The 22258-nt window shown below is 35.2% G+C and carries 13 protein-coding genes; 5 read left to right on the top strand and 8 right to left on the bottom strand.

Annotated features, from left to right (window positions below):
* Positions 1-22 precede the first annotated feature (22 nt).
* The 4 genes from QWY92_RS00540 to QWY92_RS00525 are packed head-to-tail and all read right to left on the bottom strand — an operon-like array spanning position 23 to position 6608.
* Positions 23-1924 carry a sulfatase gene (locus tag QWY92_RS00540; RefSeq protein WP_290267771.1) on the bottom strand — a complete coding sequence of 634 codons (1902 nt, stop codon included), beginning with the start codon at positions 1922-1924 and terminating at the stop codon, positions 23-25.
* Positions 1925-1953: 29 nt separating this feature from the next.
* Positions 1954-3852, bottom strand: a complete 1899-nt coding sequence (locus QWY92_RS00535) for a sulfatase (RefSeq protein WP_290267769.1) — start codon at positions 3850-3852, stop codon at positions 1954-1956.
* 13 nt (positions 3853-3865) lie between these two features.
* Positions 3866-5065, bottom strand: a complete 1200-nt coding sequence (locus QWY92_RS00530) for a putative glycoside hydrolase (protein WP_290267766.1) — start codon at positions 5063-5065, stop codon at positions 3866-3868.
* Between the two features lie 19 nt (positions 5066-5084).
* On the bottom strand, positions 5085-6608 hold the full coding sequence (locus QWY92_RS00525) for an alpha-L-fucosidase (RefSeq protein WP_290267765.1): 1524 nt from the start codon (positions 6606-6608) through the stop codon (positions 5085-5087).
* Positions 6609-7025: 417 nt separating this feature from the next.
* On the opposite strand from QWY92_RS00525, the gene QWY92_RS00520 reads away from it, so the two are divergent.
* The 3 genes from QWY92_RS00520 to QWY92_RS00510 all read left to right on the top strand — a co-directional run bounded on the left by QWY92_RS00520 (position 7026) and on the right by QWY92_RS00510 (position 13783).
* Complete coding sequence (locus tag QWY92_RS00520; RefSeq protein WP_290267763.1) at positions 7026-10181, top strand: SusC/RagA family TonB-linked outer membrane protein; 3156 nt, start codon at positions 7026-7028, stop codon at positions 10179-10181.
* 23 nt (positions 10182-10204) lie between these two features.
* Positions 10205-11860 (top strand): RagB/SusD family nutrient uptake outer membrane protein, encoded by a 1656-nt coding sequence (locus tag QWY92_RS00515; RefSeq protein WP_290267761.1) that lies wholly within the window; start codon positions 10205-10207, stop codon positions 11858-11860.
* Between the two features lie 105 nt (positions 11861-11965).
* A complete protein-coding gene (locus QWY92_RS00510; protein WP_290267759.1) occupies positions 11966-13783 on the top strand; it encodes an alpha-L-fucosidase in 1818 nt (605 codons plus the stop codon).
* A 530-nt stretch (positions 13784-14313) separates the two neighbouring features.
* On the opposite strand, the gene QWY92_RS00505 is transcribed toward QWY92_RS00510, so the two are convergent.
* The 3 genes from QWY92_RS00505 to QWY92_RS00495 all read right to left on the bottom strand — a co-directional run bounded on the left by QWY92_RS00505 (position 14314) and on the right by QWY92_RS00495 (position 18517).
* Positions 14314-16173: an arylsulfatase gene (locus QWY92_RS00505; RefSeq protein WP_290267756.1), complete on the bottom strand. Its 1860-nt coding sequence runs from the start codon at positions 16171-16173 to the stop codon at positions 14314-14316.
* A gap of 64 nt (positions 16174-16237) precedes the next feature.
* Complete coding sequence (locus QWY92_RS00500) at positions 16238-17440, bottom strand: putative glycoside hydrolase (RefSeq protein WP_290267755.1); 1203 nt, start codon at positions 17438-17440, stop codon at positions 16238-16240.
* Between the two features lie 24 nt (positions 17441-17464).
* On the bottom strand, positions 17465-18517 hold the full coding sequence (locus QWY92_RS00495; protein WP_290267753.1) for a glycoside hydrolase family protein: 1053 nt from the start codon (positions 18515-18517) through the stop codon (positions 17465-17467).
* Between the two features lie 345 nt (positions 18518-18862).
* Between QWY92_RS00495 and QWY92_RS00490 the strand changes: the two genes are divergently transcribed.
* Positions 18863-20281, top strand: coding sequence for a sulfatase family protein (locus QWY92_RS00490; protein WP_290267751.1), 1419 nt, complete (start codon positions 18863-18865; stop codon positions 20279-20281).
* Positions 20282-20446: 165 nt separating this feature from the next.
* Here the strand turns inward: QWY92_RS00490 and QWY92_RS00485 are convergent, their stop codons facing one another.
* Entirely contained in the window at positions 20447-21346 is a 900-nt protein-coding gene (locus tag QWY92_RS00485; RefSeq protein WP_290267749.1) for an AraC family transcriptional regulator, read from the bottom strand.
* Positions 21347-21453: 107 nt separating this feature from the next.
* Between QWY92_RS00485 and rhaD the strand changes: the two genes are divergently transcribed.
* Positions 21454-22257 (top strand): rhamnulose-1-phosphate aldolase, encoded by an 804-nt coding sequence (gene rhaD / locus QWY92_RS00480; protein WP_290267747.1) that lies wholly within the window; start codon positions 21454-21456, stop codon positions 22255-22257.
* The last annotated feature ends 1 nt before the right edge of the window (position 22258 follow it).

Here is a 22258-nt window from a genome sequence, read left to right as displayed (position 1 = left end):
TCCGGAAGATTATCTTCATAATTTAACTTATTTTATGAAGCTTGCCTTTTACCATATACCTATTTTCATCTATTATAATAAAAATATACTCTAATGCTTCTTTAGGAATAGTTACAGTATATTTTAATTTGTTTTTGTCGCAATCTACAGGTACTTTTATATAGGTTGTAGCATGTTTTCCTTGCTTCGCTTTCTTCCCATTCTTATTAACTTTAACCGGATCCCCTATTTTTATAAGGGCATAACTTTCAACCACCTTAGATTTTCCTTTTTCCAATTCAATTGAAACTTCTCGAGATTTAATATCGAAAGTATCGGATGTAATTGTTGGAACAGCAGCTATATTTCCCTTTTCCGAAGCCTCTTTAGTATTCTCTATACTTCTGTAAGGTAAAGGCGCATTATAGTCTTTTAAATATTTTTCTAACCTACCCGATAAATCTTTAAGTACTTTAGGTTCTTTTTTAGCGATATCATACTTTTCTTCTAAATCAAATCGCTTTCCATCTTTATATAAACGATGCAACACATAACTGCCATTAGCAAAGTTTTTATATAGTTTATAATCTCCAGCTCTTATAGCTGATTGGTTTTTAGAATTGTCACCATAAGGATAATGCCACCATAAATCTGCTCTAACTTTACCCTTGTTATTTTTAACAGAATTTTCATTATTTAATAAAACACCAGAAATATCCAATCCATCTAAATCAGAACTGTATTTACTAGGTATTTTACTATTAGTAATATTTAAAATCGTTGGATAAAAATCTAACTGATTTATCAATACATCCTTTGTTTTTCCTTTAGGTATGTTTGGTCCCGAGATAAGCATAGGAACTCTAATCCCTCCTTCTTCAGTATATTTTTTACCTTTATCTAAAGGCGCATTATCCGACATTATTTCATCTCTACGTCTTTCTGCTCCACCATTATCTGAAGAAAAGATAATATAGGTGGTCTCGTATAATTTTTTACCTGGATTTCTAGGATCGTCTGTTTTCTTTAACAAATCTACTACACGACCTAAACTCCAATCTAACGTAGTAACCATGGCTCCAAAATACGGGTTATTTTGCCCTTCTGCCGTCATTGGAACATCTTCCTCTGGAAAATCCATTCCTAATTTATCGCAATAATATTGCAACAATTCTTTGTTTTTTGTGTGAATTGGATAATGCACCATCCAATGTGCTAAATACAGAAAGAAAGGTTCTTGTTTACTTTCTTTTATAAATTTAAGAGCATTTTCTGTCACCTCATCTTTGGGGTAAGAAATTCCATTTGGCGATTCTTTTGTAAACGGATAATATTTCTCTTCACTTAACCGGTACTTATCGCCTTTAACATGCGTAGCAAATTCTGTCACCCTACTTTTAGGCGCTTTTGGCCCTTGATGTGCGCCTCTAGATTCATGAGCAAAATCGAAACCTTGATTGGTTGAACTCTGAATTTGAAGATGTCCTGCGTGCCATTTCCCAACATGCCCCGTTCTGTAGCCATTCAACTTTAAAGCTTCTGCTATAGTTAAGTTTTCAGGCATTAACCCTGCTGGAAAATATGGATTAATAAAACTTGAACCTCTACTAGGCTTTGGAATTTCTCCTCCAGTTACGTTCGTTATCCCTGTTTTAGCAGGATGCAACCCACTCAAAAGCGCAGATCGCGATGGCGCACACGTTGGAGCTGGAGAATACGCATTGGTAAAATTAATAGCATCTTTGGCTAAATTTTTAATATTTGGAGTTTCCCAAGCACATGGTTCGTCCAAATCGTTTAATTCTACGTCTTGCCAACCTAAATCATCAGCATAAAAAATGATGATATTCGGTTTTATTAGATCTCTTTGGTCTTGGCTATGTATAACATTTGAAGAAAAAATAGCGATGAACGCGCATGCTAAAAAAATATTGTTGTTTTTCATGATCTCTATATTATTAAACAAATGTGTATTTAGTTGATTTTATGAAATTTACTTTTCACCATAAATCGATTTTCATCAATTAAAACAACGCCACATTCTAGTGCATCCTCCGGAACTGTTAACGTATATTCTAATTGATTCTTACTACTATCAACAGGCACTTTTATATAGGTTGCTCCATGCTTTCCTAGTTTTCTTTTATTCCCCTGCTTATCAAAAGTCGCAGGATCTCCAATTTTTATAAGCGCATAACTTTCAATAATGTTCGATTTACCGTTTGCCAACGTTACAGCAAGTGTTCTAGTTTTAGTATCAAAGGTATCTCCTGTTACCACTGGAACAGCAGCTACATGTTCTTTTTCTGAAGCATCTTTAGTTTTTAAAGGACTTTTATAAGGAAATTTCGCATCGTAATCTTTTAGATGTTTTTCTAATTTTGAAGACAAATCTTTAGTCACTTTTGGAGCTTCTAAAGCGATATCATGTTTTTCTTCTAAATCAGCTCTTTTTCCATCTTTGTATAAACGGTACAATTCGTAATTTCCTTCAACATGGTTTTTATACAATTTATAATCTCCCGCTCTAATAGCCGATTGCATTTGATGGTTTTGATTATGAGGGAAATGCCACCATAAATCCGCTCTTGTTTTTCCTTCTTTATTTTTAACGGTTTTTTCATTATTCAATAATACACCTGAAATATCTAATCCATCCAAATCTGAACTGTATTCTGTTGGTATTTTACTATTGGTAAGACTTAAAATCGTTGGATAAAAATCTAACTGATTAATTAAACCATCATGCGTTTTTCCTTTCGGAATATTTGGTCCTTCAATAACCATAGGCACTCTAATTCCACCTTCTTGCGCATATTTTTTACCTTCATCTAAAGGAAAGTTATCGGTAACAATTTCTTTTCCAACGCGCTCCACAGCACCATTATCCGATGAAAAAATAATATATGTTGTTTCGTATAATTTTTTTCCAGGATTTCTAGGATCGTCGGTTTTCTTTAACAAATCTACCACACGCCCCAAACTCCAATCTAAAGTAGTAACCATAGATCCATAAAACGGATTGGTTTGTCCGCCTGTGGTTACAGGCACATCTTTAGTAGGAAAATCTACACCTAGTTTATCGCAGTAATATTGTAATAATTCTTTATTTTTAGTATGAATTGGTGAATGCACCATCCAATGTGCTAAGTACAAATAGAAAGGTTTGTTTTTACTTTTGGAAATAAATTTAAGTGCATTTTCTGTAACCTCATCCTTTGGGTAAGAAATTCCGTTAGGAGACGCTTTGGTAAATGGCGGATATTTTTCATCACTCAAACGATAGCGATCGCTCTTTGCGTATGTTGCAAATTTGGTTAAACGATTGTCTGGTTTTTTAGGCCCTTGATGTGCGCCTCTAGATTCATGTACAAAATCAAAACCTTGATTTTCTGGACTTTGAATTTGAAGACCGCCTGCGTGCCATTTCCCAACATGTCCGGTAGTATAGCCATTCATTTTTAAAGCTTCGGCTATAGTAAAGTTCTCTGGCATTAGCCCAATTGGAAAATACGGAGCCATATAATTCGAATATCTAGCTGAAGGAATACCGCCACCCGACACATGGGTTATTCCCGTTTTTGCCGGATGCAACCCAGATAAAATAGCACATCTGGATGGCGCACATGTTGGTGCAGGAGAATATCCGTTGGTGAAATTTAAACCATCTTCAGCCAATTTTGAAATATTAGGGGTTTCCCAAGGACTTGGTTCGTCTAAATTATTTAACTGGGTGTCTTGCCAACCTAAATCATCGGCATAAAAAACAATGATGTTTGGTTGAATATTATTTTCTTTTTCCTGCCCTTGCGACTGCATAGAAAAAAGGAAAACAGATAAAGTTAATATCAAAAATGACTGAGTTGCTTTCATATAAGTTTAAGTTTTATTTCCAGTTTAATGTTGCTGTTTTGTTTTTAATATCTAATCTAACGTCTAAATTTTCAAAAGACCGTGTATAAATATACCCGTCTTTTTTAGCATATCCTTTTGGTGCTCCTAATTTTTTTTGATACTGCGGAAACGTTTTTAACCATACTGCAGATTTGTTAATACCATAACCATCGTGCGGATAGATGTAACTGTACTTTTCGGCGCATACAAGAAAAATGCCTAATATATAATTTAAGCGTTTTGAAAAATCATCTTCGGCATTTACTTTTTGTCTCACATCATCAATGCCTGCTTCTGCTGTTTCCGAAGCTTTGCCCATACCTAACGTCATGGCAATAACTTTTCCTTCTCTAGCCGATTGTTGTACAGCTGCAATACCTTCGGCTAAATAATCTTCATAAGTCATTCCAAAATTTTCAAGATCGAAGCCTTCGATATAAGATCCGTCGAAAAACTTTAAATAGTCGCGACCGGCATCTTTCAATTCTGGCCGAACTCTCAAAATATTTGCAATTAACAAATTGTCCTTTCCTAGTTTTTCTTTTAATTCAGTCATCATAGATAAATAGCCCGAAACCAAAGTTTCACGCTTTTCTTCTCCTACTCGACTATTGAAGAAAGCAGGAGCCAAAATTTTTATATTAGCATCCATAAATACGCCATCTATAAATGGATTTTCGGACATTTTAGTAACGTGGTTTAACCAGTACGAACGTACGTTTTCTTGAGATAAATCGAAAAACCCTGTTCTTTTATTCGGCATAAACACTTTTTGTCCTTCTTCATTTACCAAAAGTGCTTCAGGATATTTTTTAAGAAATGCCTCGTCTTCCTTATAACTTCCCCAATTAATAGCAACATTTTTATAATACAATATTTTTGCCTTAGGATTAAGTTTTTTAACAGCTTCTGCGGCTTTTATAGTACCTGCTTCAGTAGAGCCATAAGCTTTACTGCCTGTGGTTTTCTCGAATGTAATCAAAGGAAATTTTGATAAATACTGAAGTTCTTCCTGTGTAAACTCGGTATCTTTTCGAAGATGCATATACAATGGCATGGTATCCCAAGAAAACTCGGGCATTTTAGAACTTATTATATTATTTTCTGATGAGCTTACTATGGAGTTCTGAGACTTGCAACCGCTACTGAATAGTGCAACCGTAATTAAAAGTGTAATGGTATAATATTTCATAATCTTTACTAAGTACGCGTTAGTTTAGTTCAATTTTAAATCCAATAACAGGCTGGTTAGGGGCATTTTTCGGACATGTAATAGACAGTCCTGATGCCGATTGTGCCCAACTTATTTCTTCATTACTTCCTAATAGGGTAATTTTCTTGATGTTTTCATTTAAAACACCGTTACTTTTTAAGGTTTCAATTAAAACATCCGTTGTTGGTTTAGCCAACACAAAAGCATAAATATGACCATCTTTAGTGGTAAACCTAATATCTTTTGATGAGTATTTTTTTAGGTTTTCTCCGGTGCGTTTGGTTACAATTTTCAAAGGACCTTCGCCGTAAATTTTCCAAGGACGTGTTCCGTAGATTCCTTCCGCGTTAATTTTTATCCATGAACCAAAACTCTTTAGAATGTTAGCTTGTGTTTCAGGCAATGTACCATCCCCTTTTAAAGCTACATTCATCATTACCACACCATTTTTACTTATGGCATCGACCGCATTGCCAATTAAAACAGGAATTGTCATTCTTGTTTTAGCTTCTTTTCTGTAAAACCAATTACCAGAAAGATCGGTAGCCCACATCCATGGACTATTTTGAGTTTCCCCAAACATACCTCGTTCTAAATTATAGGTAAATGCCGCTTTATTTTCTTTAGAATTTTTAAAAGACAATACAGTTGTTTGCTTTCCTTTATTTTCCTTTAAATCTCTATTTAAAAAATCTGAAAATAATTGGACACCAATACCTTCTCCTGTTTTTATTGACGGATACGGCGAATCGTTGTTAAACATATCGGGATCGTACTTTTCAATAAGTTCCCAACATCTTTTATACCAATGTTCGTTCCACGATTTTTGACGACTATATTTTTTAGGATCGTAATCCATATTAAACAATTTCCATTCTGGCGTATTGGTTTTTTGATATTTCCGTGCTGTGTTGAAAAACCGCGGAGACCAATATAAATGTGTTGATACTCCAAATTTTAAACCATACTTATTCGCTGCATTTTTCCATTCTTGAATAATATCAATTTTGGGCCCCATTTTTACTGAATTCCAAGGGAAAAATGAATCATACAAATCAAAATTATCATGATGCGTTGCTACGGGCATTATGAAGTTTGCCCCATTATCTTTAAAAAATTTAACTAAATCTTCGGGCTTCCAATTTTGAGCTTTAAAACTTTCTACAAATTTTTCGTAACCAAATACTTCTGGAGCACCATACCTTTTAATATGCCAATCGGATAAAGTTTGCGTCATTTCTAGTTGAACACCTTCTTCACCATCATTTGGACCATACATTCTTCTACCATAATGCGAACCATCATTCGGGCGGTTTTCATCAATAGCCGATGGTACTCCCCAATGCATCCATACGCCAATTTTTCCATCTTGAAACCATTCTGGCACCTGATAATTTGCTGCCATGGATTCCCAATTTGGCGCTATTGTTTTAAATTCTGAAGACTTTACTTCTTGTTGACTAAACGAAAACCATGTTAAAATAAACAGATAGAAAGTAAGAAGGTATTTTATTCTAATCATGTGGTAGATTTTTACGTTTATGGAACAAATTTAAAAATCCACTCCTATTTTGGCTTTCTCTTATAAGTCAAAAACTTTTCTTTTTCGACCATAACCTATTTATTTATTCAAAGGAAAACTCAAAAAACGGTGTTTCTTTTTTTCTTTTAAAACATTTTATTTTAATGTTCCATACAAAATACAATTCTGAAAACACATGCTTTAAACATAGTTCAAACCCCGGTAAAATAAGAATAACAAAAAGAATTGACACACTAATTCCCCAAACATCTTTTTTTTTACCAACCTTCATAAACTATAGCAAAACAGGCTATTTCAAGACCTTTGCTTATTTTGAGCAAAGATATGAGCGAATACAGAAAACAGCTTTTGAACAAAAACTCTAGTTTAGCATAACTAATTAAACCAAAATTAAATATGAAAAAAATACTAACTGTTTTTCTTCTTACACTTGGTCTTCAAGTTTTTTCTCAAGAGAAAAATATTACTGGAACCGTTAAAGACGAAACAGGCCAACCACTAATAGGTGTTACCATATTAGTAAAGGGGCTTGCGCAAGGAGCAGTAACAGATTTTGATGGTAACTATAGCCTAAGAGCCAAAACAGGTCAAGTTTTAATCTATTCTTACATAGGTATGGAAGCTAAAGAATTAACCATTAGCGACCAAAATGTTATTAATGTCGTTTTACAAAAATCGGACACTACCCTTGATGAAGTTGTTGTTATTGGATATGGTACAGAAAAGAAAAGTGACCTAACCGGCTCTGTATCTTCTATAAAAGCTGAAGAAATCACAAAAACTGGAGCCATAGGCATAGAGCAAGCGCTATCAGGTTTGGCCGCAGGGGTTGTGGTTAGTCAAGCATCAGGAGCGCCTGGTTCTGCGGCATCCATTGTTATTAGAGGACTTAGTTCTTTGAGTAGTAGTGAACCATTATATGTTATCGACGGGGTTCCAATGGATAATAACTCGTCTCCTGGTTTAGGAGATCAAGACATGGAAAGTTCTACGATTAGCCCATTATCTCTTATTAATCCAGCCGACATCGAATCTATTGAAATTCTTAAAGATGCATCATCAACGGCTATTTATGGGTCTAGAGGGGCAAATGGTGTTGTTTTAATTACAACAAAAACAGGGCAAACAGGAAAAGGCATAGTGCGTATAGATCATGATTATTCGATGATAGAAATCCCCGATTTCATTGATTTATTAGACGCCAATGAATACACTATTATAAACAACGAATCTAAAGTAAATGTGGGAGCAAATGCTGAAAGCACATCACAACGCCTCGATTCTGCACGTGCTGGTTTATTACAATCTACAAATTGGCAAAAAACACTAATTCAAATAGGAAAATCATCCAACACCAATGTTAGTTTTAGCGGTGGCAACAAAGATCTTAATTACTTAGTTTCAACAAATATTTTAAGTGCTGAAGGGGTTGTTAAAAACACCGATCTTGACAGAATAACAACTCGAGTTAACCTAAGAGCTAATGTTTCAGAAAAACTTAAGGTAGGAACATCTATTAATTATGCACATGTTACCTCTAATCAAAGAGCCATTAACACTGGTGACAATGACGGAAAAGGCGCTACTAGTGCTTTAAAAAGAGCATTTAATGCAAAACCATATCTAAAATATGAAGAAGAAGAGGATGACCCTGATGATGCCACAACTCTTGATGGTTTTTCGCCTTTAACCTCATTAGAAGCCAACCAGTACACCAACTTACTAACTCAGATTGTAGGAAGTATAAATCTAGATTATGAACTAAATAAAAATTTCACGCTTAAAACAGCACTCACCCATCAAAATAGAAATACAGCTAAACGTTACTATCAATTCGATCTGTTAGGTCGGTTTTCTGAAGGTGGTAGAGCTAGAACTTCGGATACTCGAAATACCAGCTCTACAATAACAAATACAATTAATTACAGCGGCAAATTTGGCAAACATAAAATCACTGCTTTTCTAGGACAATCATTGGAAACTACAGAATCTGAAGCCATTGGTGTTTCAAATTTCGGATTCCCAAACGATTTATTAACTTATTACGCTCCAGAAACAGCTACGTTTAATGACCCTGACCAAGTAAGCTACTTTAAAACATCTTTATCTTCTTGGTTTGGTAGAGTTGGTTACAATTACAAAAGCAAAATTTTAGCCACATTAACAGGAAGATATGAGGGATCTTCTAAATTTTCTACAAACAACCAATGGGCATTTTTTCCTGCAGCAGCAGTTGCTTATAAAATTTCTAAAGAGAAATTTATGAGAAAAATAGATTTTGTAAATGAATTAAAACTTCGTGCCAGTTACGGGTATTCAGGAAATCAAGCCATCAAACCTTACCAGTCCCTAAATCAATACGCAGCAGGTTTAACCGGGTTTGACGAAACATTAACAACCTTTTATAGCCCAAACCAATTACCAAACGAGAATTTAACTTGGGAAACAACAAGCCAACTAAACTTTGCTATAGATTACGGTTTTTTGAAAAATAAAATTAGAGGAAGCTTTGAGTATTACTTAAAAGAAACCAATGATATTTTATTTGCAGATAACGCAGCAGCAATTCAATCTGGATTCAGTACTTACACCGAAAATTTCGGACAGTTACAAACAGAAGGGTTTGAAATGGACATCACTGCACGCTTGATTAATAAAGAGAATTTCTCCTGGACCTTCAAGGGAAATTTAGGAACTGGGAAAACAACAATTACAAATATGGCTTCCGACTATATCCAAAGTGGTTGGGATCCTGGATATATTCCTGGAGGAACGCAACGTTTAATTATCGGGGAAGAAGTAGGTGCTTTTTATGGCTACAAGACTACTGGAATTGCACAGTTTGATGATTTCGTAGAATTTCAAGGATTAACCAACCAAGAACAAATCGATTTATATAATTCTGACCCTTTTAGAGGTGATTATACCTTTGTAGAAGGTTTTGATAAAGGTGTTCCTTTTACAGGCATTCAAAACAGACCAGGAGAACAACTCTATGAGGATTTAGATAAAAGTGGTGATTTTAATGAAGCCGACAGACAAGTAATAGGACGTGCTCAACCTGATGTTACCTTTGGAATTAGGAATACCTTCAAAATTGGAGATGTTGATTTCTCATTCTTCTTTGATTCTCAAATAGGAAAAGACATTGCAGCTATCCAAAACATGAGATTATTAGAATTTGCCGATAGACAAGCGCTTGCCACTGTAACGCAACGATGGACACCAGGAATCCCTAGTGCCACTTACCCAAGAGTTAGTACAGAAAACAGAGAGAGCATCTTTAGTTCTAGATATATAGAAGATGGGTCATTTGTGCGTTTACAAAACATAACTATTGGATATACATTCCCTAAAGATATTGTTGAAAAAATGAGTATGTCGTCGTTAAGATTATATGCATCAGGTTCCAATATATATACCTGGACAGACTATTCGGGATATTCTCCTGATGTTTCTATTAGAGGTTCTGCCACTCGAGCAATCGGGCATGATAAAGGCGCATATCCTTTGGCTAGAACAATAAGACTAGGAATAAAATTACAATTTTAGAAACAATTTATAATATATAAATTATGAAAAACGATATAAAAAATATAATAACGATTCTCTTTATTTCACTTGGTTTTGTTTCATGTAGTGATTTTTTAGATGAAGAACCACCAACATTTATTGCTGCAGAACTTTTTTATAAAACACCCGAAGATGCAAGAAATGCTGTAGATGGCGTATATGAAAGGATGCTTAATGTATATTCTAGACGCTGGATGTGTATTGACTTATATACAGACGATGTTGTTAGTAAAAGAGGAAACACCTGGACAACGCCTATGGCAAACCACACGGTAACCCCTTCTTTTGAACTATTTGATGATAACCATGACGTGTATTTTGATTGGTGGACCGGAATTGGTAGAGCTAACGATGTTATAAAAAATGCTTCTGCTATGGATTTAGAAGAAGATTATATTAACTTAATTGTTGGAGAAGCAAGAGCACTTAGAGCTTTCTACTATTACAACCTAGTAAGAACTTATGGTGATATGCCATTAATTACAAATGCAGCCGACTGGGAAGTGCCAAGATCAGACGTAAACGACATTTACAATGAAATTATTATTCCCGACCTACTTTTTGCTGCAGAACACTGTTCTGATGGTTTGCACGACGGACATATTACAAAATGGACAGCAAAAGTAATTTTAGCCGAAGTCTATTTAACAAGAGCAGGAAAAAGACGTACATCTCAAGGCGATTTTGTTCAAGGAGACGCGAGTAACTATGCCTTAGCAAGAGATGTTGCAAAAGACATTATAGACAATTCACCGCATTCATTAAACCTAGAACCATCAGAAACAGCTCCTGCATACGGAACTGCATGGGATTCTAATAATACCTTTTCAAAAGAATCGATGTTAGAACTTTCTTACCTTCCAATTACTGATATTGGAAACTGGATGACTCGAGAAGGAAGAGCTGCAAATAATGGTGTAAATTATTGGGGAAGCGCAAACGATGTACCTGTTTTACTTGATAAAAACGGCAATGATATAGGGAATGAATCTACAGTAGACGAATTAAAATTCCCAAGAACAAATAACGCTGGTATTTTCTTACCAACTCCGCACTTATATGATGCTTATGAAGAGGGAGATGAAAGAAGAGATTTTAATATCATGACAAGATACGACGTACCTAATGGCCCAACATACTTAACTCAACCAATGTATAGAAAATTTGTTGATACCGATGTGTTAACCTTAGTTGAAGGTTCAGACTTTAGATATGCAGATAACAATACCATATTATTTAGATTTGCCGATGCTCTATTAATTTATGCTGAAGCTCAAAATGAAGCCGATGGCGCACCAAATAACGATGCATACTTAGCCGTTAACAGTATTAGAAATAGAGCTGGTTTGGAAGATTTAACAGCCAACTTATCTCAAGACGATTTTAGAATAGCTATTTGGAAAGAAAGGCGATGCGAACTTGCAGGTGAATACAAACGTAAATTCGACTTAATCCGTACCAATAGATTAACAACAAGCACAAACCCAATAAACATAGACTGGGAAGAAGAACAAGGATCTGTAAGAACACTCGTATCTGCTTCAAATGATTTTTCAGGAGATATACTATGGCCAGATAATGAATGGTTGTGGCCAATACCTCAAGCACAAATGGAAATTAACTTAAAATATGGTTGGGTACAAAATGAGGGCTACTAAAATCTCATAATTATAGATACTTTATTAAATAGGCTTTAATACTATATACTATTAAAGCCTTTTTTAAATACACTTTAAACTTTTCAAAACATAATAATATTGATAATGATTTTAAAAAGAACAAACACCCCTTTCCTCCTTTTAGCAATCGCGATTCTTCTTAGTGCGACCGTTTTCTCTCAGGTGAAAAAAGACAAAGGCATGGAAGAAATGTGGGGAGAAACAGAAGTATCTTTAGATGCTCTAAAAAATGGAAAAGCAAAGTTTTTTGACGAAAGTAATTTCGGAATGTTTATCCACTGGGGACTATTTTCAAGCTTAGGAGGCGTTTGGGACGACAAAACCTATTACGGCATAGGCGAATGGATTATGAATCCAAGAATGGCGGGTATTCCTGTTGAAGACTACAAACAGAACGCTAAAAACTTTAACCCTACAGGATTTGATGCTAAAAAAATAGCACAATTAGCTAAAGACGCGGGTATGAAATACATCGTAATTACCAGTAAACATCATGAAGGTTTTGCCATGTTCGATTCTAAAGTTAGTGACTTTAACATTGTAGATGCAACACCTTTTGGAAGAGACCCTATGCATGAGTTAGCAGATGCTTGCCATGACATCGGTTTAGGTTTCGGTTTTTACTATTCACACAACCAAGATTGGACAGCTCCAGGCGGTACTAGAGGTCCTAAAACAGATGAAAATGGAAAAGAAGCAACTTTTAAAGATTACTTCTATAATAAATGTAAACCTCAGGTAAAAGAAATCTGTACCAACTATGGTGACATCGATTTTGTTTGGTTTGATACGCCTGGTGATATGCCAAAAGAATATGTTGTAGAATTAGCCGATATGGTTAGAGAACTACAACCCAAAGCTATGATGTGTAGCCGTGTAGGTTACGGCTTAGGAGATTATGCCAGTGTGGGCGATATGGAAGTACCAACAAAACGTATTGAAGGCTTATGGGAAACCTGTGACACCAATAACGATTCATGGTCTTACGCTTGGTACGACAACAACTTTAAAAGCCCAAAAGTGATTTTAGGACGTTTAGTTGAAACCGTAGCTCGTGGAGGTTCTTACTTATTTAATGTAGGTCCAAACCAATTAGGAGTTGTTCCCGAAATTGGCGCTGAGTTCTTAAGAGAAACCGGTAAATGGTTAAAAAGATACCCACAAGTGGTATATGCCGCAGGCGCTTCGCCATGGGATTACAAGTTGCCTTGGGGAGATGTCACCACAAAAGGAAACTCCATGTATTTAGCAGTTTCGAACTGGCCAACAGATGGTAAATTATATTTACCAAGATTGAAAACTAAAATTAAATCTGCTAAAATTCTAAATCCTGAAGGAAAAAATCAAAATGTTGAATTCACACAAGGGAAAGATAATTGGGTAACTTTCAACGTACCTTACAAGGCACCAGATCAATTAATTTCTATTATTGAAGTTGAAGTAAACGTTAATAATGACGAAGGAATTATAGCAAATGATACTGCTTTAGGTATTTACCCAAACACAGAAACAGTATTAATTACCGAATTCGGAACCGTAAGCAATGCCGTTCAAGAAAACAAACGTTGGATGGAAAAATTTGGAGAATGGAAACATGCCAATCAAGTTGGTGAATGGGAAGCAGATGGCCAAATAACCTGGAAAGTCAATGTAAAAGAAGCCGGTTATTACTATCTAGATTTAGCCTATAAAGGTACAGACCGTCTAGTATGGAAAACCACAACAGACGAAGGTATTATGGTGCAAAATCAACAAGCCGCTACTGAAAAGTATGTGTTTTACAACATGGGTATCTTAGAATTCAAAACTCCTGGTAATCATACCATAACAACAACTTTAGTCGAAGGAGACCGAGTAACAGCTAGCTTAAAATCAATCGCATTAAGACCTATTAACGATTAATTAAACTGTCACTCCTAGCACTTGTTTCTAACAGGCTCCTTATTGAGTAAAAAAACAGTAGCCTATTCTAAAATTTTAGAATAGGCTACTGTTTTTTTTATATTTAATGTATGCTTTGCAGAAGGAAACATTTTGTTAAAAAAATTACACTAGGGAAAACATAAAGAAGATTATATTTTTTTGTGCAGCTTGATCGGTACTTTTACGGCTTGGTTATTTTTAATAATAATCATTCTATTGACATACATATTAAAAGTTTATATGTAGTAATCGAATATGAATTACTTCTCATAATTGTTTCCATAATCGTTCTTCTTTTAATTAGTATTCATTTATATAAACGAAAAGCCTCCCATTAATTACCAAAATAGCACAATACCTTATTGTAACTCCAAATAATGTCATAAAAAAAGCTTGAAGATCTTTTAAACCTTCAAGCTTTATTATTTGTAATTTCTTTACTTTTGAAAAGCGCTTGTTTTAAATAAGAGACTCAAAACAGACTTATTTCATTAGTAAATAAACGTTTCTTAATTCACGCGTTCAACATCAATATAAAAGGCATTACAAGGCGTACCGTCTTCCATATCAAAATAAGCTAATAGTTCTGTTTCACCTTTTACTACTTCCATTTCAAGTACAGCTGCTTCAAGGTTATTATCAACTTCAATATCTACAATTTTATCGGCTATTTTTAAATGAGCTTTAGCAAATTTCATCGATTTCCCATCAACAATAGCTTCTTTATTTGATGTTGCTGGCTCTCCATCAGCTATTGCTGCTCCAAGCGCTAAACCACTTTCTGCAGGCCAACGTCTTAAATGAAACTTATACTTCCCTGCTTTAACAAAATTTACGGTAAACGGTGCTGGTTCCATTGGTTTTCCTGCACGAATCATTTGCTGATTCCATGGCGGATAATAATCGATAGTTCTTGCATCATGACACGTTAAAGCATCCATATCGCTTACACCTAAATCTATCACCGAAAATTTAGTTTCCTTAATCACATCTTCCCACCAACTTTCGTAGAACGCATTCATTTCGGCTACTTTTTCTGGGTGCGCATCTGCAACATTATTTTCTTGTCCTGGATCGTCATTAATATTATAAAGTTCTTTCCCTTTTATTAAACGCCAGTTATCATCCATAACGCAGCTGTTTTTATCTTTTATCGGCCATGGCACACGTTGTGTATCGGTAACTAAATATCGTTTTGGAGCTTCTTCTTTTCCTAAAAGGTATGCGCTTAAATCAGTACCATCCATAGTTTTCTTAGGCTCAAACTTTTGTCCGGTAAGCGCTGTTAGCGTCGGCAACATATCTACGTGTGCCGCCAAACTATTTAATGATTTCCCTCCTGTTAATCCGCCATCTGGCCATCTCACAATAAAAGGTACACGGTGGCCACCATCATACTCACTACCTTTTGTACCTCGCATACCTGCGTTGTAGCCTAAAAGTTTATTAGTTTCTTCATCTATTCTATAACCTCTTGCTGTTCCATTATCTGTAGTAAAAACGATAATGGTATTATCTGCAATACCTAGCGTTTCCAATTTATTCAATAATTTAGAGAAGTTATTATCAACATTAGTAATCATGCCGTAAAAACGCTTTTGCTTTTCACTTATAGCGGTTTCATCTTTATACATGTCATAATATTCCTGTGGTACATTATAAGGACCATGTGGTGCATTCAAACTTAAATAGCAGAAAAATGGTTCATCCTTTTTAGCTTCAATAAAACGCATAGCTTCATCAAACCAAACATCGGTACAATAGCCTTCTTTTTTCTCGGCAACGCCGTTTCTGTAATACGAATCATCAAAATAATCATTATTCCAATAATCAGGTGTCTGCCCTATACCGCCTCCACCGTGATAAAAAGCTTCATCAAAACCTCTTTCATAAGGATGAAAAGGGTGGTTATCTCCTAAATGCCACTTACCGAACATACCTGTTTTGTAACCATTTTCTTGAAACACATTTCCCATGGTTACTTCTTCACGATTCAATATAGATGCCCCCATAATAGTATGCCAAACGCCATTTCTATTACAATTCCTTCCTGTGAGAAGCCCTGCTCTTGTTGGTGCACAGGTGGTTCCTACGTGATAATTTGTTAAATTCACAGCTTCGGCAGAAAATTTATCAATGGTGGGTGTTTTAATAATTGGATTTCCGGTATGCCCTAAATCACCATAGCCTTGATCGTCGGTGATTACAAATACAATGTTCGGTTTACTACTTTTAACTTCTGTTTTCGCCACTTTCTCTTTACAGGAAAAAAGGACAAAAGGCATAACCAAAAACAAGACATAAGCTAGCGTTTTACCGCACTTAAATTTATCTGTTTTTTGGTATTCATAAAAATGTGTTTGCTTCATAGTTGTTGTTTATTTAATATAGTTTGATTTCTGTTTTAGATTATAAATTTACGATAAAATTTATCTAATTTTCATGCCAGGATATCTTAGCTTCCTCCATTTCCGTGTTTACCCAAACTGAAGCGTGTTCAAATTCGCGAGTAAATTCCCACCCTTCATCTGAAATTCTAGTATAAGCACCTTTAGGAGCTCCTAACGATTTTTGAAACTCAGGATAATCCATTAATGAACCGTGAGACAGTTGCCAACCCCAACCGTACTGAAAATAAGAATAAGGCTGAGCTCCTATTAAATAACAAGCATGATAGTACTGTAACTTTTCTTTTGAAAGCTCAGCAAAACGTTCATTTCTTGTTTTTCCTTTATAATATGTTGGATTTTCAGACACTGCCGTATCATACTCAACGCCTATTCTGAATATTGACATTTTTCCTGCTTTAGAAATCCGAAGCATATCGTCCCAATCTTGAAGCAATTTTTCCTTACTTAATAAGGTATTGCCATAATGTTCAAACATATTAGCATCAATACTAGGGAAAACAAATCGAGCCGCTTTAGTTTGCGCATTGTTTCCTAATACGATTTTATCGGGTCCTAACTTCACTTTTAAAGCCGCCATCATTTCTCCCATAGCTTTTTGAACATCGAGACTTTTATCCGCACGTAACCAAGAAAAGCCATGCATCTGATCTATAAAAGCCCCATCTGCTCCAGAAAACTCAACGCCTTTAACTACTGTATTTACCCACCACACTCGAAAATCAGGATTTAAAACATCGAAAAAGTAGGTGTTTCTCCGCTTGGCGAGTTCTTTCGTTTCTGAATCAATAATTAAAAACTTTTTAAGCTCTGGGTGTTGGTCTATATTTTTTTTCAAGAACCCCTTACTATAAGACGTAAATGGCCATGCGTATGCAGAATTGAAATAGAAAAGCACCTTAATCTCTGGTTTTATTTTCTTAAAAGCTTCAACTTCATGTTTAGTGCCTAATTCGGCTGCTCCTAATTCGCCTTCACCATGGGATTTTTCAATACAAATAAAATCTGTTCGCTTTACAATGTGTTCCACTTCATCTGGAAGTAAAACTCTTTTAGGGTCACCAAACATGTAATACATAGGGGTTGTATCCCAACTAAATTTGGGATAAAATGTTTTGTTTTCAAACACACTTCCATCGCTAATCACATAAGAATTTTGTGCCATTGACGGCACACAAAAAAACAAAGCAATCCATAGCGCACTAAAATTTAAAAGAAACTTTTTCATAATGACATTATAATAAATATCTACTTATTCATTTGGAATCCATCCATCAATTTTAACATAAAACCCTGCTGAAGGATCATCGTCATGACAGGCCAAAAATAAATATTCTGGCTCACCGTTTTTCCATAAAATATGTGGACGCTCGGTGCGTGCTAATTTATCTCCAAAATACTGTTCATTGGTTTTATAACCAATCTCTGGTCTACCCCAATTTATACCGTCTTTAGATTTATAGATTAATCCCGGGCGGTTACCTCCTGGTCTAATTTCTTTCTCAGGAATTGGATTGCCTTCCAGCATATTTTTCACACCTTTTCGGTCTTCCACAATCATATAATACATACCTTTATAATAAAAGGCATAACAATCTTCAATATCTAAACCTTTATCAGCATAACTTATAAGTGGGTTTTCAGCATAATTTACGTAAGGCCCCTCTATATTATCACTCATAGCCATCGAAATTTCTCGGTGACGTTTCGTTCCATAAGCATCACTCATAGACTTATAATACACTCGAAACTTTCCATCTTTATCTTTTAAAAACGTCGGGTTTGAAGCATGTATAATATACGCACCATCACCTTGAGTTCCCGAAGCTTTAATAATTGGATTATTCGGACTTTCCGTCCACGGACCATCTAAAGATTTAGCCGTTGCCATACCAATTTCCTGGTTTTCATTTGGCGTATCGCGTGACTTCCATAAATAAACAAGCACATAAGTATCATCAACCTTAGAAATTTGAGGGTTGTGATACGTATGTGTTTTACTGGCAAACGTAGTATCTACAAACGTATAAGGTCCTTCCGGAGAACTTGCTGTATAATGAACAATCTTGCTATCTTTAATCCAACTTCCATTATTTGGAATAGCCGACATAAATACGTGTAACCGCCCGGATTCATCATAAATTGGAGCCATACACCAATGCCACCAATCTTCTGGCGCATCTAAAATATAGTTTCCCGGAACATGGGATTCACTAAAACTAGACGCTTTTATAGTGAGATCTTTTTTGCAAGAAACTGCTAATAACAAAGCCAAAATGGCAACAAGTGGAATCGAATATTTCATATACTTAAAATCTAAGTGTAAATGTCATAAAACCCCACAACACTCCTTTGTTCTATTTGCCCATTTTATTGCTTAATTAATGTATTCAGTAGTATTAACGCTATTTCGTTAATTTATTTTTTTAATTAAAATCATCAGCATTTCAACTAAAACACCTTCAATTTTAATCATCAATAATCTAAATATCACTAAAACCCACTTTCTCAACATTAATCCTCTCTTATCCTCCAACACCTTAATTACTAAAGACTTTTAATTGATTCTGATTGATTTCAGCAAAACTTAAGCGAGTTAAAGCAACAGGATTTCTTCATAAGAATATATTTTTGTTCAAAATTATATCTCATGAAAGTTTTGAAGTCATTTATATATTTTTCCATTCTAACGTTATTTATTCTAAGTTGCAAACAAGCAACAGGTCAAATTTCGGAAACAAGCAAAACAACGAAACCTAATATTGTTTTTATTTTTACTGACGATTGGGGATGGGGAGATTTAAGTGCCCACGGACATCCTTATGTAAAAACACCAAATATAGACAGACTAGTACACGAGGGTACCGATTTCCAAAGATTTACAGTGGCCAGTGGTGTATGTTCACCCAGTAGAGTTGCTGTTATGACAGGGCAATTTCCGGCCAGATATAATGTTGACGGACATTTTGCATGGGCCGACAATAACGCCAAACGCAATATGCCCGATTGGTTAGATTATAACACCACACTTTTACCAAGATTATTGCAACAAAGTGGTTATGCTACCGCCCATTTTGGTAAATGGCACCTTTCTAATAATATGATTCCCGATTCGCCAACGCCTGCTAAATATGGCTACGATACCTACGGTGCTTTCAATTGCTCTGGCGAACAAATGCCCTATTATAAAGATGCCGATAATGCCATTGATTTTATGGAAGCATCACAGTTACAAAACAAACCGTTCTTTATTAATTTATGGGTTCACGAGCCGCATACACCACACCATGTAATTCCAAAATATCAACATCGTTTTCCTGATTTAGATGAAACAGACAATATTTACGCTTCTGTATTATCTCATGCTGATGATAGAATTGGTGAGGTTTTAGATGCCATAGACCGTTTAAATTTAACCGATAATACCTTGGTTGTTTTTAGCTCAGATAATGGTCCGGCTCGTGCTACAAAAACCGTTGAAGAACTCAGAATATATTTAGATACCGCCACAGGTGTCGGCTACGGAACAGGAGCTTCTAAAGGTGTTACAGGTGGAAGAAAAGGTTATAAAGCGGCCCTGTTTGAAGGCGGAATAGGCGTTCCATTTATTGCGCGTTGGCCAGGCAAAATAAAAGCAGGCGCTATTGATGATGCCTCATTGATTTCGGCAGTCGATTTATTACCTACGTTTTGCGAAATAGCAGGCGCTGAATTACCAAAACATTACACCCCTGACGGCATAAGCCAAGTGGCTACACTTTTAGGAGAAACATATCCTATACGAACAAAGCCGCTTTTTTGGAAAATTGGAGCACATTGGCCGGCTAGTAAAAACGCACCAGACCATTGGGTGTCTTTTGCAGTGGTAGATCAACATTGGAAACTCGTTGCGAATAAAGACTTAAGCTATGTTGAGCTTTATGATATTGCTGCCGATGTTTACGAAAAAACAGACTTAAAGGACACCAACATATCTATTGTAGAAAATTTAAAAAATAAAATTTTAGCTTGGCAAAAAACACTACCAGAAAAGCCTAATGAAAACTTATTTTCTTCGGAAAGAAAGTAAGCCGCAATATTACCCTTTCTATTTTGAAACAAGCCATAATTAAGGCTGTACAAAATAGACATGTTTAATTCAGATATAATCTTACACGTATTTAAATTATACAAAAATAAACATTCTATGTATAAAACAAACATTTTTCAGGTTTTCAAATTTTAAGTAAATAGCCTAGGTATATTTACCCGATTTATAAAGCGCTGGTGAAATTCCGGTAACCGATTTAAAAACTCTAGAAAAATGGTAACGATCGGAAAAACCTAACTTAAACGAAATGCTTTCTATCGTATCGTTCGTGTATTCAAAAATCTCACAAGCTTTCGCTATTTTTCTATTCTGAATAAAATTATGTAGGGTTATCCCCATCTCTTCTTTAAATAATCTAGCAAAAGAATTAGGCGCCATATTTACAATAGAAGCCAATTCTGAATTACTCAACTTCTCATTAATATTAGCTTCAATAAAACGATGTACCGTTAATACACGCTCGTCGATATTTATCGTTTTCCACAGTTCGGCACCGATATTCGATATCGCTTCTCGAACAAAAGATTGTAATTTCAAATTAAAAGTAAGCTTAAAATCATGATTTTCAATCTTTAACCGTTCTGTTAAATAAATTAAACGCTCTTTAAGATGATCGGTTAATTCTATTTTAAAAATTCCAGGAAATACGTTATCAAACGGCGTTCCTAAATTAAAATGCGTAAAAAAATGAATTAACGATTTGCTTTCAAAATAGTCTTCATTATGTTTTTCTGTTAAATTCTTACCCGAAACATGAATACCTGTATCGTATTTATGATGTTTAGAAAAGCGTGTAGAAAACGATGTGAATGGAGAAATGATATATAAAAAATTTGGATCCATTTTATAAATATCATCTTGAAGCGTGAGTACTCCGCCTTCATTTTTATTCCAATAGATACGCCAAAACGGAAATACCATATCGTGGCAATCCCACAAATCTAAATACCAATATCTACAACAGAGCAACTTCAACTTAACATTAATAAAATTTTGTTTTTTAGTCGAAGGATCTCCCAATTCAATCTTATTTACAAACTTCACTTTAACAAATGTTTAAATTATACACAAATATACAAATTTTGAATATCTCTTTAAGTGGCAACATCATATAATTTTACACCATAAGAATACTTAAATATCATCTTATTATGAGCGATGTAAAACTTCCTATTGAAGTACAAAAAGAATTAAAGAAAATTTCTAAAGTTGCTGGTTATTTATGGCAAAGAGAATGGGCCGAAAGAAATGCGGGAAACATTTCGATGAACCTAACTTCTTTCTTTGATTTAGACGAGGTAAAACAAACCACAAAAAATAATGTCTTCGTTCCTTTCGATTTTCCAAAAGGCACCGCTGGCTATGTTTTATTTATTACAGGCACAGGGTGCTATTTGCGTAGTTTAGTCGATAATATTGAAGAAGCTTCTTGCATTTTATACATTAATGAAGATGCTACAGCATACACCATTATTTGGGGCGGTCAAAGAGATGGTTTTGGCCCTACTTGCGAGTTGATATCACATTCTAGTATTCATCTTTTTAATACCGAAAACAATCCAACGCATTTAGCGATTGTGCACACCCATCCGTTAGAATTAATTGTCATGAGCCACCACCCGTTATTTGATAACGAGGAAGAATTAAACCGTCAAATCTGGATGATGTGTCCAGAAGTGAGAGTGTTTGTCCCTAAAGGCATCCATTGTACACCTTATGCCCTATCGAGTACAGAAGCTTTAGCAAAAGTAACTATTGAAGCTTTTAAAACCCGAAATGTTTCACTTTGGGAAAAACACGGTGCCACAGCTACTGGAGAAGATGTAGAAAAAGCATGGGATTACCTTGATGTTGCCAATAAAGGCGCCAAACTATTATTGATGAGTTGGGCGGCAGGATTTAAACCCGCAGGTTTATCAGATGCACAATTAAAAGAATTAGAACAATTCACATAAA

This window comes from Algibacter miyuki, from assembly GCF_030409805.1.
Lineage (GTDB): Bacteria > Bacteroidota > Bacteroidia > Flavobacteriales > Flavobacteriaceae > Algibacter > Algibacter miyuki.
This window is presented reverse-complemented; position numbering and strand designations above follow the sequence as displayed.